This is a genomic window from Geminocystis sp. CENA526 (genome assembly GCF_050753365.1).
Lineage (GTDB): Bacteria > Cyanobacteriota > Cyanobacteriia > Cyanobacteriales > Cyanobacteriaceae > Geminocystis.
On the sequence record NZ_JBLZFY010000004.1, the window covers coordinates 63,551 to 79,589 of the forward strand.

Genomic DNA, 16,039 nt, shown 5'->3' on the forward strand with positions numbered 1-16,039 from the left:
AAATGGATAGTCGCTTTAGCAGACGGTAGCTATTAGCCATGTAATTTATTACATGGTGGGTTATTAATTAACAACTCAAACTATTCTTAATTCTTAATTCTCAATTCTTAATTCTTAATTCTCTTGCTATTATGAGTCAAACGATCGAACGACAATATATTTCCCCTAACTGTGTGCTATCATTACAGGGTTTTAGTGATGATAATAGTAATGAATTAACTCCCGTCATGTCAGTTTTAACTCAGGCAAAATGTCAAATAGTTAACGATGGTACTATTTTAAGTGGTGGTTTAACTTTTATGCAAAATTTGATGACTGCTGTTAGTGGTTATTCTCAGGAATTGTTAAGCGGTTTAACTCATAAAGTAGAATTAAAAGAGGAGACTGATTATATTTCCTTGCGTAAATTACCCGAAAAAAATCGTCATCTTTTGACTTGGCAGGAAAAAAAAGAAGATACAGCTAATCAATTAGAGATAGAATTAAGTACCATTCAACTATTCGACTTATTAGATACGATCGATCAATTATACTCTGATCAATATACTTTACCCCAACTAGAAGATACAGTAAAGCCCCTCTCTAGTCGTCATCGTCAAGGGGAAATTTCGATCGTGGAACAAAGTACGCCCATAACACTGGGGCTTACAGGTTTAGCTTTAGCCACCATCGTCTTATTTCTCATACCCAATCCTACCACAGTTAAAGACCCTAACGAAGAACCAAAACCAACTCCTAACAATATAGAAGTGATACCCCCCGTTAATAATCAAGAATAATTATTGATTCCACTAAGTATCATTGATAATTTGTTGTGCAAAAAACAAAATAAAATACTATCATTTCTGTCTTTATTAATAACTTTTTTAGTATTTTGAGCTAGATGTAAATTTTCAATTAATATGAAAGCTAACGAAACAAAAATTAATCAATTTTTAGAGCTTAATAAAATCCAATTTGTGATACCTGTTTATCAAAGAAATTATGACTGGTCAATTCCTCAATGTCAACAGTTATTAAATGATATTTTAGAAGTAGCAGAAAATGGGAATATTAACGCCCACTTTATTGGTAGTATTGTCTTTATTCATGATGACTTATACACCTCTAATACTGTTAAAGAATTAACGATAATTGATGGGCAACAACGTTTAACAACATTAACTTTAATTTATTTAGCAATTTATCAATTAGCACAAAATATTAATGATAATGATAAAGCAAATGAGATTCTGGAAACTTATCTTATAAATAAGCATCTTAAAGAAGAAAAATATAGAATTAAATTAAAATTAACAGATAATAATGCTTCGGCTTTACAATATTTGATTAGGAATGATGCACAGGAAGAATTTAATCAATACTCAAGAATAATTGATAATTTTATCTATTTTCAAAGTAGAATTAATCAAGATAATTACGAGGTAATTTTAAATGGTTTAGAGAAATTAATTTTTGTAGAAATTTCCTTAGAAAGAGGAAAAGATGATCCGCAAAGAATCTTTGAAAGTCTTAATTCTACTGGTTTAGATTTATCTCAAGCTGATTTAATTAGAAACTATATTTTAATGGATTTAAAACCAGAAGAACAACAAAAAATTTATCAAGATTATTGGGTTATTATTGAAAATTTAGCTAGAGATGAAATTACTAATGTTAGTAAAGTATCGGATTTTATTCGAGATTATTTAACTTTAACAGAGCAAAATATTCCTACTAAAAATAAAGTTTATGAAGAATTTAAGAAGAAATATCCTACTAAAAATAATTTAGAATCAATATTATCAAAAATTAAAACTTTAGCTAAATATTATCATAAACTAATTAATCCTCATCGTGAAAATGATCCAGATATAAAAAGAGAATTAGAATATATCGATCGAATTGAAATCAATGTAGCGTATCCTTTTTTAATGCAGGTTTATTGTGATTTTGATAATAACATTATCGATAAACAAACTTTTATCCAAATTCTGTTACTGATTCAATCCTTTGTTTGGCGTAGATTTATTGTCGGTTTAAGTACTCAGGGTTTAAATAAAATTTTCATGAATTTATATGAAAAAATAGACACAAATAATTACTTATTATCCTTACAAAAAATTATTATACAGAAAAAAGGTAGTCAAAAATTTCCTACTGATGAAGAAGTTTTAGAGGCTTTAAAATATAAAAATGTTTATAATATACAATCAAAAAATCGTCTTTATTTACTAGAAAGACTAGAAAATTATCAAAATTTTGAACCTGTGATTCTGGATAGTAAAATTACGATCGAGCATATTTTTCCGCAAAATCCTGATGAAAAATGGTTAAAAGATTTAGGAAAAGAAGAATATAATTTTATTAAAAATAACTATCTCCATACAATAGCTAATTTAACCTTATCAGGGGTGAATAATCAATTAAAAAATAAGCCTTTTTTAGAGAAAAGAGATTTACCAGAATTTGGCTATAAAAAAAGTAGTTTTAGCCTGAATAAATATCTCGCTGACTTAGATAAATGGGATAAAAACGAAATAGAAAAGCGTTTTCAGTGGTTAGCAAAAAGATTCTTAAAAATTTGGAGTTATCCTGTTATTAATCTTAGGGAAGATGAAGGGGAAGAAATTAATATTTTTGATGCCGATGAACCAAAAGGAAAAAAACTAGAGTATGCTATATTTTGTGATCAAAAAATAGAAGTAAAAGAAATAGCTAAACTTTATAAAGAAATTTTTACAAGACTATTTAACCTCAAACCAGAAATCTTTTTTAATACGGAATTAGGAGAAAAAATTATGTTAAAAGACGAAAAACATAAGCATTTATTGAGACAAGCAACTTCCATCAGTAATAATTTTTATATTGAAGCTAATATCGATAGTAATGGAAAATTTGATAAAATAAGATATGCTTTATCATTATTTAATTTAGAAGATGAATTAATAATCAAATATGCAGAGTAAAGTTAATTATTAATCAATAAAACACCATCAACTTTCTAAATTTTTCTTACCTTTAATTATAATTTTAACAATGATTCGTATTCGTGGCGCTAGGCAACATAACTTAAAAAATATCGATTTAGACTTACCCCGCAATAAATTAATTGTCTTTACAGGGGTTTCGGGTAGTGGTAAATCCTCCCTCGCTTTTGATACTATTTTCGCTGAAGGGCAAAGGCGTTATGTTGAATCATTGAGTGCCTACGCAAGACAATTTTTAGGACAATTAGATAAGCCTGATGTTGATAGTATAGAAGGTTTATCCCCTGCTATTTCGATCGATCAAAAGTCCACTTCCCATAATCCTCGATCGACGGTAGGTACTGTTACTGAAATTTACGATTATTTACGATTACTCTATGGTAGAGCAGGAAATCCCCATTGTCCACACTGTGATCATTCTATCACCCCTCAGACGATCGATGAGATGATCGATCGAATTTTATCTTTACCCGAAAAAACCAAGATACATTTATTAGCGCCCGTTGTCAGAGGAAAGAAAGGCAATCATCATCAATTATTATCTAGTTTACGCTCTCAAGGCTTCGTCAGAGTTAAAATTAATGAGGAAATTCGAGAATTAGCCGATAATATCGAACTTAAACCTCAACAACATCATAATATCAGTGTTTTGGTCGATCGACTCATCGTTAAACCAAATCTTCAAGAAAGGTTAGCTGATTCCCTCTCTACTTGTCTGAAAATTGCTGATGGTATCGCCATTGTAGAGATTATAGAGGAAAAAGATCCCCCTCAGTTCCCCTTAAACAAGGGGGAAGGAGTTGATACCCCCCTTACTAAGGGGGGGAGGGGGGATCTCGTATTCTCTGAGAAATTCGCTTGTCCTACTCATGGAGCGGTGATGGAAGAATTATCCCCCCGTCTTTTCTCCTTTAACTCTCCCTATGGCGCTTGTGAGTCTTGTCACGGGTTGGGTAGTTTAAGGCAGTTTTCTCCCCATTTAATCATACCCGATCCCCATGCCCCTGTTATTAGTGCCATCGCTCCTTGGGCGGAAAAAGACAACCCCTATTATCTTTCTCTCCTTGAATACGTCAGCAAGGAGTATAAATTTAAACTTACTGATTCTTGGGAGAGTCTTACCCCTCAACAACAACACATTATCTTATATGGCGATAAGGAAATTCAAAATATTCAATACGGTTATTATCGTGGTGTTATTCCCATGTTAGATAAAACCTATCAAGAGAGTAATTCTGATATTATCAAGCAAAAATTAGAGCAATATTTAGAGTATCAAGTCTGTGAAGTTTGTCACGGTAAACGTCTGAAACCCGAAGCCTTAGCCGTAAAGTTGGGGCAATATTCCATCTATGATTTAACTAGCGTCTCTATCGGTGAATGTGTTAACCGCATCCAGAATATTCAATTAACGCCTAAACAAGCCCAAATCGGCGAATTGGCTTTACGAGAAATTAACGATCGATTACAATTTTTGCTCAATGTAGGCTTAGACTATCTTACCCTCGATCGAACCGCTATGACACTATCGGGAGGAGAAGCCCAAAGGATTAGACTAGCTACTCAAATAGGTTCAGGTTTAACAGGAGTGTTGTATGTTTTAGATGAGCCTAGTATTGGTTTACATCAACGAGATAACGATCGACTTTTAGAAACCTTAAAAAAATTACGAGAACTCGACAATACTTTAATTATTGTAGAACATGATGAGGATACGATCAAGTTTGCTGATCATATTGTGGATATTGGGGTAAAAGCAGGGGTACACGGTGGCGAAATTGTTTGTCAGGGTGACTTGCAAACTCTCCTCAATAACGAAAAATCTCTTACGGGCGCTTATCTATCAGGAAGACGTAAAATCGAGATACCGCAAACCAGAAGGGAAGGCAACGGCAAATTTTTAACCCTCAAAAACTGTCACCGCAACAACTTACAAAATCTTGATGTAGAGATACCTCTCGGCAAATTTGTCTGTGTCACGGGGGTATCTGGTAGCGGTAAATCCACCCTCGTTAACGAGTTATTATATCCTTCTCTCCAACATCATCTTAGCCGTAATGTACCCTTCCCCAAAGATTTAGACGCATTGGAAGGCATAGAAGCGGTAGATAAAGTTATTGTAATCGATCAATCCCCCATCGGGCGCACTCCTCGATCGAATCCTGCCACTTATACGGGAGTTTTTGACGTGATTCGGGAGTTATTCACAGAAACCATCGAAGCCAAAGCCAGAGGCTACAAAGCAGGGAGATTCTCTTTTAACGTCAAGGGAGGAAGATGTGAAGCCTGTAGCGGTCAAGGTGTCAACGTAATTTCTATGAATTTCTTACCTGATGTCTATGTACAATGTGATATTTGTAAGGGTGCAAGGTATAACAGGGAAACTCTCCAAGTTAAGTATAAGGGATATTCGATCGCCGATGTCTTAAACATGACGGTAGAAGAAGCCTTGCAAGTGTTTGAAAATATCCCCCGTGCGGTAAATCGCCTCCAAACCCTTCTCGATGTTGGTTTAACTTATATTAAGTTGGGGCAGTCTGCGCCCACTTTATCAGGGGGAGAGGCGCAACGGGTGAAACTGGCTACGGAGTTGTCTCGCCGTGCTACGGGGAAAACCATATACTTGATTGACGAACCAACTACAGGATTATCTTTTTATGACGTGCATCACTTATTAAATGTTTTACAAAAATTGGCAGATAAAGGCAATTCGATCGTGGTTATCGAGCATAATTTAGATGTGATAAAATGTGCCGATTGGATTATCGATTTAGGTTTAGAAGGCGGAAATAAAGGAGGAGAAATTGTCGCCGTTGGCACACCTGAAAAAATAGCTAAATCTAAAAAATCTTACCTCGCAAAATACCTCAAAAAACTCTTGAATTAGTTTATTTCACCTAATGTTATTTGTGAGACGTGCCTAATATGTAAAATCCGAACAGTAGGAGATTTATCATCTTCTAAAATTGTAAATAAAATGCGATAGCAATTCTTCCCTTTTCCATAAATAAGTTGTCTAATTTCTTGAGAAAAATAATCATTTTCTCTTGCTAAAACACATCTTTTTGGCATTGTAGATAAAGAAAATATAGCTTTTAATAAACCTTCATACCAGTAACGAGCATTTTCGGGGGAAGAAACTTTTAGCATAAATAAAAATGCTTTATCTGCTTCACTTTGCGCTAAACTCGAAATGTCTATTTTATATTCCATCACTACTAAGATAAATTATATTTGCGACGTTGCTCATTAGTAAAATCTTCAAAAGAAGAAAAATTACCTTTTTCAAAATCTTCTAATCCTTGAGTAATACCTTTAATAGTTTCTTGATAGTCTTGTAATTCTAATTCTATGGCATGACTAATAATTTCACTGGCTATTTCTGAAATGTCTTTACCTTCTTTTGTTGCCTTTTGAATTAGTTGTATCTCTATTTCTGGAGACAGATTGAGTGTAATAGTCATAAGTATTTTTGGTTCTTCTACTTTGAGTATGATAAATTATGTCTAAAAAAAGGTGTCAGGTATCAGGTAGCAGGTGTTAGGTTAAATTAACAGCTTAAATTTAACCTAATATCTGATACCCCCTAATCAATTAACTCACAGGCAATTAAACGAGAAAAGAAAAATGTCACCATCTTTAAACCATAAGGGGATTTCCACCAATGGGCTGGAAAACATCCTTCGGGGGAGGATAAGCTAAAATCCCAATTGTCATAATCATTGAATTTCGTTTCTTGATTGTCGTTTAACCATCCTATAGAATCGGCAAATTTTCCTAAAATCTTAACATCTTGTGTTCTAATGGTATCAATACTTCCTCCTGCTTCGTAATAGGCTTTCAACTGCATACTAAAACCAAATTTTCCTTGACTATATCTTTGCCACAGTTGATCAATTACACGCAAAGAGTTACAAGGATATTTTGCTACATCATCAGGTGTTAAAGTATCTCTTTTTTCTCCTGCTACTTCTAACATTATTTTAGTGGTTTCTTCGTCAGCCGATCGAAAATCCCCTTTTTCCAAAAATTGTTGTAGCCGACTATATCTAACCACATCGGGTAAGAGAATAATTTGCCCTTGAAGTTGATTAACTAAATTAGTTAATGTCAATACCTGATTTTCTAATTCTGTCAGTCTAGTTTCTGTGTTATCTACTTTATCGGCATTATCTGAAGTGTTTGTTTTATTGGTATCTGTCATAAAATCTTAAGATTTTTATTCTGTAAATGTTCTTATTTTATTTTAATGATTTCGATCGAGAAAATTACTAATTATTGTTAATAAATTATCATCCCAATTTCGATCGAATTGTAGCTTATTTCCAGAGAAAGAATTAAATAATTGCTGATGATAATAATAAGATAACTCATCCTGACGAATATAATAATCCTTAATCCACTGCTCTAGCAATGGTAAATTAGAATTTTGTTCTTCTAAAGAATCATATTTGTGACTTTCCCAAAGCCTATTTTTAGCATTATTTAAACAAGTATTTACATCAGGATTAAGGAAGATTAACAGATAAATATAAGGTAAAATTTCTGTGATTAAATCTCCATAACAACCTTCAATAATGCAGTTATTATATGATTCGATAAAATTCGTAATATCTTGGATACTATTAAACAAACGGCGACGCATAGGAGTAGCTTGATTTTCCCATGCTAAAGTATCGAGATCGAGATGAGCTAAATGGAATTTTTGTGTTAACCTTAAGGCTAAACTGGACTTACCCGAACTAGAATTACCAATAATGACAATTATGCTGTTCAAAATCAAGTAGAGTGGGCAATGCCCACCATTAATAATAATTGAAGACTAGACAATGATTAATAATAGGATTTACACATCTGTAACAAAAATGGATAACTTGAGATTCCTTCGCTATCGCTCGGAATGACATGACATTTTCAGTCGTTAGTGTATAAAACCTAAATAAGTCTTATTATTTATAAAGTTCAGTAGCTAAACGAAATGCTAAAATACCGGGGATAAGAGCAATAATTAAAGCTACAAAAACTTGGGTTTCAGAAATAGACATGATTTAAAAGACTCCTCTAATAGCGATAAATTGGTAGAATTGATTTTAAATTAATATTAATGTGCCTTAAGATGGTAACTTTTGCATGATTTCGTAATAATTTGCAACAGAAACAAAATTATGAATTTTCTGCATCGATCGATTATCAAAAAAATACAAAGTAATCCCTATTATCGTTTTCAATCGGAAACAGAGATAAAAATTGCGTCGGAATTAGGCATCAAAATTGACGCTAATCGTGCCTCCGTTGACGACTGGTTAAGACTACCGGGTATATCCATTATTCAAGCCCGAAATTTAGTGGAAATTACCAATTCTGGCATACATTTTCTCTGTTTAGAAGATTTAGCCTCCGCCTTGGGGATTTCTGTGTTAAAAATTCAATGTTGGGAATCAATACTTTATTTTGCTTATTATGCCCAAGATAGCTTTCATTCTCCTGCTAAAATCAATCCCAATAATGCTAGTTTAGAACAATTAAAAACTATTCCCAATTTAGACGAAAATATAGCAAAAAAACTTCTGCTCGATCGAGCCAGTAACGGAAAATATAAACATATTGGAGACGTACAAAAAAGACTAAATTTAGACACAGATTTAGCCTATCATTTGATGTCTTATTTTCAGTTTTAAAAAGAAAAGTTGGTTCTTAGACTTTGAGTATGATAAATTATTGATGAAGGTGGGCAAAGGTAAAAGGCAAGAGACAAAAGTAGCATTATTCTTCTAGTCTTCCCCCTCTTCCCCCTCTCTCTTCTACCTGTCTCTTATTTCCATTACCCATTATTCAAAAAAACTTAATTATGAACATTGCCATTATTGTAGCTAGTAATAACAACAATTTAGCTTTAGCAAAAGAATTAAATACCATTGCCTTAGAAATGGGGCAAAAAACCCAAATTATTAACCTCGTAGAAGAAATTTTACCCCTTTATACCCCTAAAGTTCAAGCTGAAGATGGTATTCCCGAAAAAGTCCTAGAATTATCCGCTATCTTAAAAGATAGTGACGGTATGGTTTTTGTTGCTCCCGAATACAATGGTAGTATGCCCCCCACTTTAAATAATTCGATCGCATGGTTAAGCGTTAGCAGTAAAGATTGGCGAGAATGCTTTAACGGCAAACCTGCGGTTATTGCCACCCATAGTGGTAGCGGAGGACAATATGTATTGTTGGCGATTAGGACTCAGCTATCATATTTAGGAATGAATGTTGTCGGAAGGCAACTTATTACTAACTTTAATAAACCCTTGAATTTAGATTCAGCTAGGGAAGTAATGGCACAATTAATCAAACTTTGTGCTTAAAAAGTAATCGGGAATTAAGAATTAAGAAGTAAGAAGTAAGAAGTAAGAAGTAAGAAGTAAGAAGTAAGAAGTAAGAAGTAAGAAGTAAGAAGTAAGAATTAAGAATTAAGAATTAAGAAGTAAGAATTAAGAAGTAAGAAGTAAGAAGTAAGAATTAAGGTAAATATTTTGGTTCTTCTACTTTAGAATAGCCCATATTTACCATAATAAAAAATGTTGTTGATAGCGATTATCATTGAAAATTTGATAGTCAATACTAAAGTTATTTATCCTTAAATTTTGAGCGATATTTTGATGGTGATAAGCAATATTTTCAGTTATTGTTTTTGTTTGCCACAGTTGCCATAATAAAGAATTATTGTTGTGAATATACTCTAAGTTTTGATAACTTTCAAGAATTTTTTTAATGCCTTTACTAAATTGTAAATAAGGGGATTTGCGTGCATTTTCTTCTAACCACAAAATTAGATTATAAGCTAACCCTAAATCAGTACTATTTTTTTCTAAAAAGGTTTTGCGATAGTTGAAGCAATGTAATAATAATTTTTCTACTTCTTCAATATTTTGTTTCTGAAAAGCGTATTTTATTCCCCCTAAACTGCGATAAAGATACCATGCTTTTATATCTTCGATTTCAGCAAGTGGGCTTTGCGTAGTTCGATCGTCTGGATAATTTAAGAAAATCCCTAAGAGATTATCGACTAATGCACATTTGATATGAGGTAAAACTCTGTTTTTAAATTCCGTATCTCCAGCGCCTCGAAATGTCTCATCATAGAAACCAAAACGCCCATGCAAATCACGGCGATATAATCCTCCAACATAAGTTAAATAGCAGGTGTCAAGATAGACTAAATTTTGCTCAAAGTTATGACGATGATACGCCATTAAATCCTTAACCCAATTTCCCTTATCGTCAACTTCTGTTACTATACTATGTCCAATAACCCAGTCTAAGTCTGGATTTCGATCGAGCTTATCTGCTAAAATATCTAAAGCATCGATCGTGATTATTTCATCCACCCCAAGAAAAGTTATATAGGGAGATTGGGATAACAAAATGCCACGATTCCAAGCGCTTTGGATAGTTTCCCTTGCTTCGCTTCTAGCATACACAATGGGAATATTAAGGGAGGGTAAAAGTTGTTGAAAAACTTGGTATTCCTGTTGAGGTGAACCACTATCGATTAAGATAATTTCAGCTTCTTGTTTGTGGAAAATTGGTTGTTGTGTCAAAATTGACAAGAAACGCCCCAGTTTACTTTCTGCATTGTACAACGAAACGATCACCGAAACTCGATAATTTTTTTTCTGACGATAATCTTCAATAAATTCGTAGGGTTTTTCCTGATAATTAAGTAAATGTTGATAATTATTTAACAGATAATCATAAGTTAATTGAGCAGAATTGTCCGAAGGTGCATAAAGTAGATTTAATAAAGAAGCCTCTTGACTAAAATTATAATTAACTAAAGTATTTGTGATGGTTTCCAGTTGTTTAAATTTATCCTGATTTAGAAGGCGAATAATTCTGAGATGATAAGTCGCAGATAATAAATGATTACCCCTAATTGTTTCTAACCTTGCAATTTCTAACCAAATTTTGACACGATTTACAAAATAACCTGTTTTTAATTTATTAACCTTTTCAATACTAGACAATTTTAAGGGGTGACTTAAGTTTTTTAACTGCTCAATTTTATCGTCAATATCTTGACTAGAATTTTCCTCAAGATTGATAACTTTATCCCATGCTTGAGAGAACAAAACACTTTTAATTAATTGGTTAGTAACTAAGTCTTTTTTTTCTGTTAGTTTAGTTTTTATCTGGTTTAATTGATATTTGCTTTGATTATTTATAGGAGTAACTATTTTTTTAGTAATATCAATAAGTTGGGATTTTCCCCAATACTGTTTTTTCTGACAATAGTTGATTAATTCTTCATACCATTGCTGGATTTTTTCTCTAGTTTCTTCTTGATAATCACTCTTTTGATTATAAATATTTTCTATTGTCAATTCTGTATCTTTAACTTGATAGGAAAATGACTTAATTTTGTCGATTAAATTTAATCTATATTCTTGATAATTATTTAAAAGTTCAAAAATTTCAGGCAAACAACTATAAAAGTTATCTATATCTAATTTAATAAAAGGTATCTCTGGAAAGTTATCTTCTAAAAAGCGACAAACTCCTGCTTTTTCACTGATAATTGTCGGGCAACCTGCTAATAAAGACTCTAAGGCAACTAAATTTAAGGTATCAAATCGAGAGGGTAAAATTGTGATGGAATTAAGGGCAAATTTTTCTTGTAATTCCTGAGAAGTAACGGCAGGTAATAGTTCGATCGAACTTAACCTTAAAGCTAATATTTGTTGTAGATAATATTCTCCTGTTTTGCCGTCTAAAGTGTCTGGATTTCCACCAATTATCTTAGCTTGATCATAAAGATTGTCTGGTAAAATACTGACTAAATTAATAAAAATATCGACTCCTTTTCCTTTGTCTTTTCTACCTATAAAGTTTAAACTAGGTTTTGAGTTCGATCGAATATAATCAGGATTTGAAGTGAAATTTAAGAAAGATAAAGGATGTAAATAATAATTAGGAAAAATACTTTTTTTCTGCCACCATTCTAAATAGTTATAACTAATACCGTAACGAATATCTGCTATATCATATTGTAAATTTTCAACAAATTCTAAGTTATTAATATATTCCTGATTTATCACCCAATCATGGCGTAAAGTTTGCGAAACAATACCATGTAAAGAAATAACTATTTTGTTAAATTTTACTTGATGAAAAGTTAATGCAGATTGTAAAAAAATGCCGTATTGTTCATAATCAGGATAATCAATAATATCAAAACTTAAGCCCTTAACAGAATAAGCAATATTACTAGCAATTAAAAAAGATCGATCGATTTTTTCTAAGGGTAAATTAGTTGATAAACCCTTTAAATCTGACTTCAAATATTGTTGTTTATAAGGTACAACTTGAACATTTTTAGGTCGATCGATCTTAACATTTTCTTCAATAATTAAATAAGAAAAATTTATGTGTGGATTTGTTTCAATCAGACGGCGATAAAAAGTTTGTCCTCCTCCTATTTTGTGGAATAAATCAAATTCTGCAATTAAAACCGTCATAAATCTGAGTGTGGTATAAAAAATAATAAAGATGAGAAAGGCTTTTTATAGTCTTTTTTCGGTGAAGGTATTGAAGACGCAGAAAAGATAAATTTATCTTTAATCTGAATATATATTATATTTTGATTACTGTTATTAAAAAAACTTTAAATAAACCACCCAAAACAGGAGCATAATTATTTAATTATTGGCAACCTGAAGGTTTAATTAATTATCATTTTAAGATAAAAAATAAATAATAATTATCTCAAAAATTAAGCCATTATTTTATCTTTTTTTTCGTTATAACAAATTACTAAATCTATCTGTTCTCTTGTTAGAGATTCTAGGGCTAACGCTTCGCCATTTTCATTAGAAAATTCTACTAAAAATACTCCTGATTCAGAAATATCTACTACTGTTCCTGATTCTCCTTTATTTAACCCTACTTCTGGTAAATCTTGATTTAAAGCAACAATATCAATTTCGTTAATGGTATTATTCATTAGTTAATATCCTAATTTTCTAAACAATAATTAATTATAACATAAATTTTATTCATCAATATAACAAGTTACTAAATGAGGAAAATCTTCGCCATTTCTAATAATCCAAACACTTTTAATATTTTCAGTTTTATTATTTCTAGTCATCGGAAAAATAATAATATATAAATCACCATTGGCTGTTGTTTTTTGAAATTCTGCTTCACAATTAATTAAAGATTGAATAAGTGCATTTTTTAATTCATCTGAATTTGCCTCCGTCAATCCTAAAGCGGCACGAAATACACGGGCTTTATGTTTACCATCTTTATGTTCTAAATTTAAACAATATCCTGATAGTTTAGATTCAGGAATAATTGCTTTTTGAAAGTTAGGTAATTTCATTCAATTTAAGGTTACAGAGATAATTGTAATCATACTGTTTTTTTTAACATATTCTCTAAAAACTAGAGCTAATGCTTTGTTACAACTTGACAACATCAACTATTTGCACCTAGAAAATAACTAATGGTAATATCTTATAAGTCGCAATAAAATAAATGTCACTGCTAACAGCATAACTCTACTAAAGTGAGTTAATTTTTTCAAACAATATTGATATTATTTCTCATAATTAATTTTCTAATTCTTCATTCCTAATTCCTCATTCCTCATTTTTAAGAGGCTTTTTTCACAATAGTCATATCCTGCTGACGGGGTGGAGGGGTAACAACGGGTTGTCTATTTACTTGAACTTGTTGACGACCATTGGTTACAACTCGCAACATATCACTAAGGTCTTTTTCCAGTTTACACAAGACAGAATCAGCATACATATCCGCTTCATTTTGTATATCTTCAGCTTCCATAATGGCATTTTGTCTAGTTTTGATGACTTCCTGTTGGATTCTTTGTCTAATTTGCTCAACTTCGCTGATGGTTTTATGTTTTAAGTTTTCGCAGTCTTGTTGTACTTGTCGTCTAATTTGAGTGGCTTGACTTTCAGCTAATTGGACAATACGAGAATCATCTAACAATTGTGCGGCTTTTCTTTGGGCATTTTCTACCACTTTTTGAGCGTAGTTTTGCGCTTCGCTTAATATTTGTTGTCTTTGTTGTAAAATTTGAGTAGCCTGTTCTAAAGAATCGGGTATGTTGATTCTAATTAAGTCTAATTGTTTAATCAATGTATCTTCATCAATCAGGGTTTTACCCAAAAAAGGAATACGAGTACTATTGAGTATAAAATCTTCTAATCTTTCTATTTCTTCAATCATATCTACCGCCATTTCCTCAATTTGAGGCGGTTTTTCATTAACGGAAGAATTATCGTTTACTTGTAATTGGACAGGTGAATTGTTAGGCATATCAATTTTTAATCTCCTTTGTTGTTCTTAATATAATAAATCAGAAATAATTTAAACTAACATTAATCATCAAGAATTGATCATTATTCACCATTTATTATTGACCATGTTGACTGTTTTCGATCGAACCTAATCGGATTAATTTAAAATTATTGGTGAAGGTTAAGATTCTTTAGAGTTATCCATAAAAATAATGATCCATTTATCGTTCAATAATTGCTTTAGCAGATTTAAGCTATAAGCCTTGTCAATTTATGCTCCTGTTGGCGAAACATTTTGTTACAGAAAATTTGACAAAATCGACTAATTATGTATCAGAAATCTAAAATCAATTAAACCCTTATATAACAAACCTTTCATTGAATAAAAGCAAAACTAGAAGTTCTCGTAGATTCTTTCGGTATGCTCTCAAGCCATGTCACCAAGCGAGTTAAATTGATGCCACAAGCGATGGCTATATTTTGAAGTTATGTCACTTGGAAGGAAGCCAGTTTTCATCGAGAATTTGTTCAAGGGGTGCGATCGGTTTTTCGGGGAAGATACTCATAGGGAGTTGAGATTTATCACAGACAATTTCTCGACTATCTTGATAGGATTCTTCAAATATCTCATGTAAATAGCGTTTAAGACTTGGGCTTACTTTTAATTCTTTTTTTATTTGTTTGCGAAAATTACGGATTTCCCCTTCCCAATGACCTCTATTTCTTTCTTTTTCTGTTTCCCAATATCCCAGTTTTAAGAGATGTTCTATTAGTCTCATTAATAAACTTTCCAATTTTCTTTTATCACTTCGACTCAAACCTAATACCTCTTCAATTAAATTTTCCCAGTCAAGGGAATCTAAATCTCTATTTTCTAACTTTTTGACGGTTTCTAATATCCAGAGATTATAGTCAGTATCGTATAGATTGGTTTGCTTTTTAACTAATTGGGCTACCATTACCACTACCTCCAATTATTTTGTTAGCTTATTATAAATTATTTGGGTGCGGTTCGGTACGATCAGGTTTCGAGAATGAGGGGTAGCAATTAGGGAAGCCAGTTTTCATCAAGGATTTGTTCTAAGGATGCGATCGACTTTTGAGGGAAGGTATTAAGGGAAAGTTGAGAATGTTTAGATGCTAACTTACGACCTTTTTGATAACAGTCAGGAAATTTACTGTTTAAGTAGTTATTTAAACTAGGACTATCTTCTAATTCTTCTATGATTTGCAGTCTAAAATTTAATATTTCTCTTTCCCAATGACCTCGATTTCTTTCTTTTTCACATTCCCAATATTGTAGAATTAACAAGTGTTCAATCAATTTCATTAATAAACTTGTAATTTTTCTTCTTTTGCGTTCACTCAAATCTAAAACCTCCTCAATCAAATTTTCCCAATCAAGGGAATCTAAATCTCTATTTTGTAATTGTTTAACCGTTTCTAATACCCAGAGATTATAGTCAGTATCGTATAAATTTGTTTGGTTTTTGATTAATTGAGCTACCATTACGACTACTTTCGATTATTTTGTTATCTTATTATAAATTATTTTCATAGATTAGGTTCGGTGCGATCAGGTTTCGAGAATGAGAGGGTTCGATCGCACTAATGAGGTTTACTAAATCTTGATATAACATAAGCGTTCAGAGGGTTATGCAACTAAAGGGATTGACTCCTCATCTGTGTCAATCTCATATGACAAAACCGTTGAATCGTTCGGTAACTTCCTCTTGGCGAAGGTATTGATCGT

The 16,039-nt window shown here is 32.0% G+C and carries 16 protein-coding genes; 5 read left to right on the top strand and 11 right to left on the bottom strand.

Annotated elements, in window-relative coordinates; all coding sequences use genetic code 11:
* Positions 1-131: 131 nt before the first annotated feature.
* The 3 genes from ACN4EE_RS02535 to uvrA all read left to right on the top strand — a co-directional run bounded on the left by ACN4EE_RS02535 (position 132) and on the right by uvrA (position 5,856).
* Entirely contained in the window at positions 132-779 is a 648-nt protein-coding gene (locus tag ACN4EE_RS02535; RefSeq protein WP_431704826.1) for a DUF4335 domain-containing protein, read from the top strand.
* A 123-nt stretch (positions 780-902) separates the two neighbouring features.
* Positions 903-2,948 carry a DUF262 domain-containing protein gene (locus tag ACN4EE_RS02540; RefSeq protein ID WP_431704827.1) on the top strand — a complete coding sequence of 682 codons (2,046 nt, stop codon included), beginning with the start codon at positions 903-905 and terminating at the stop codon, positions 2,946-2,948.
* 70 nt (positions 2,949-3,018) lie between these two features.
* The gene (gene uvrA / locus ACN4EE_RS02545; protein ID WP_431704828.1) at positions 3,019-5,856 is read left to right on the top strand and encodes an excinuclease ABC subunit UvrA; all 2,838 of its coding nucleotides are present in this window, start codon (positions 3,019-3,021) and stop codon (positions 5,854-5,856) included.
* Here the strand turns inward: uvrA and ACN4EE_RS02550 are convergent.
* The 5 genes from ACN4EE_RS02550 to psaM all read right to left on the bottom strand — a co-directional run bounded on the left by ACN4EE_RS02550 (position 5,853) and on the right by psaM (position 8,014).
* Positions 5,853-6,182, bottom strand: coding sequence for a type II toxin-antitoxin system RelE/ParE family toxin (locus tag ACN4EE_RS02550; protein WP_431704829.1), 330 nt, complete (start codon positions 6,180-6,182; stop codon positions 5,853-5,855). The two genes, uvrA and ACN4EE_RS02550, sit on opposite strands and share 4 nt — an antisense overlap.
* A gap of 5 nt (positions 6,183-6,187) precedes the next feature.
* Entirely contained in the window at positions 6,188-6,433 is a 246-nt protein-coding gene (locus tag ACN4EE_RS02555) for a hypothetical protein (RefSeq protein WP_431704830.1), read from the bottom strand.
* A 122-nt stretch (positions 6,434-6,555) separates the two neighbouring features.
* On the bottom strand, positions 6,556-7,173 hold the full coding sequence (locus ACN4EE_RS02560) for a GUN4 domain-containing protein (RefSeq protein WP_431704831.1): 618 nt from the start codon (positions 7,171-7,173) through the stop codon (positions 6,556-6,558).
* A gap of 42 nt (positions 7,174-7,215) precedes the next feature.
* Complete coding sequence (locus ACN4EE_RS02565) at positions 7,216-7,746, bottom strand: P-loop NTPase family protein (RefSeq protein ID WP_431704832.1); 531 nt, start codon at positions 7,744-7,746, stop codon at positions 7,216-7,218.
* Positions 7,747-7,918: 172 nt separating this feature from the next.
* The gene (gene psaM / locus ACN4EE_RS02570; protein WP_066346475.1) at positions 7,919-8,014 is read right to left on the bottom strand and encodes a photosystem I reaction center subunit XII; all 96 of its coding nucleotides are present in this window, start codon (positions 8,012-8,014) and stop codon (positions 7,919-7,921) included.
* Positions 8,015-8,134: 120 nt separating this feature from the next.
* Between psaM and ACN4EE_RS02575 the strand changes: the two genes are divergently transcribed.
* Together ACN4EE_RS02575 and ACN4EE_RS02580 are read left to right on the top strand one after the other, a co-directional pair.
* Positions 8,135-8,647 carry a helix-hairpin-helix domain-containing protein gene (locus ACN4EE_RS02575; RefSeq protein WP_431704833.1) on the top strand — a complete coding sequence of 171 codons (513 nt, stop codon included), beginning with the start codon at positions 8,135-8,137 and terminating at the stop codon, positions 8,645-8,647.
* A 170-nt stretch (positions 8,648-8,817) separates the two neighbouring features.
* Positions 8,818-9,321 carry an NADPH-dependent FMN reductase gene (locus ACN4EE_RS02580; protein WP_431704834.1) on the top strand — a complete coding sequence of 168 codons (504 nt, stop codon included), beginning with the start codon at positions 8,818-8,820 and terminating at the stop codon, positions 9,319-9,321.
* Positions 9,322-9,519: 198 nt separating this feature from the next.
* Here ACN4EE_RS02580 and ACN4EE_RS02585 read toward each other — a convergent pair whose 3' ends face one another.
* From ACN4EE_RS02585 to ACN4EE_RS02610, 6 genes are all read right to left on the bottom strand, one after another.
* Complete coding sequence (locus ACN4EE_RS02585; protein WP_431704835.1) at positions 9,520-12,474, bottom strand: glycosyltransferase; 2,955 nt, start codon at positions 12,472-12,474, stop codon at positions 9,520-9,522.
* Positions 12,475-12,728: 254 nt separating this feature from the next.
* Entirely contained in the window at positions 12,729-12,959 is a 231-nt protein-coding gene (locus ACN4EE_RS02590) for a DUF4926 domain-containing protein (protein ID WP_431704836.1), read from the bottom strand.
* A gap of 48 nt (positions 12,960-13,007) precedes the next feature.
* Positions 13,008-13,343 carry a DUF6883 domain-containing protein gene (locus tag ACN4EE_RS02595; RefSeq protein WP_431704837.1) on the bottom strand — a complete coding sequence of 112 codons (336 nt, stop codon included), beginning with the start codon at positions 13,341-13,343 and terminating at the stop codon, positions 13,008-13,010.
* A 272-nt stretch (positions 13,344-13,615) separates the two neighbouring features.
* A complete protein-coding gene (locus ACN4EE_RS02600; protein ID WP_431704838.1) occupies positions 13,616-14,305 on the bottom strand; it encodes a DivIVA domain-containing protein in 690 nt (229 codons plus the stop codon).
* A 472-nt stretch (positions 14,306-14,777) separates the two neighbouring features.
* The gene (locus tag ACN4EE_RS02605; protein WP_431704839.1) at positions 14,778-15,245 is read right to left on the bottom strand and encodes a DUF29 domain-containing protein; all 468 of its coding nucleotides are present in this window, start codon (positions 15,243-15,245) and stop codon (positions 14,778-14,780) included.
* An 89-nt stretch (positions 15,246-15,334) separates the two neighbouring features.
* Positions 15,335-15,796 (bottom strand): DUF29 domain-containing protein, encoded by a 462-nt coding sequence (locus tag ACN4EE_RS02610; RefSeq protein WP_431704840.1) that lies wholly within the window; start codon positions 15,794-15,796, stop codon positions 15,335-15,337.
* Positions 15,797-16,039 lie beyond the last annotated feature (243 nt).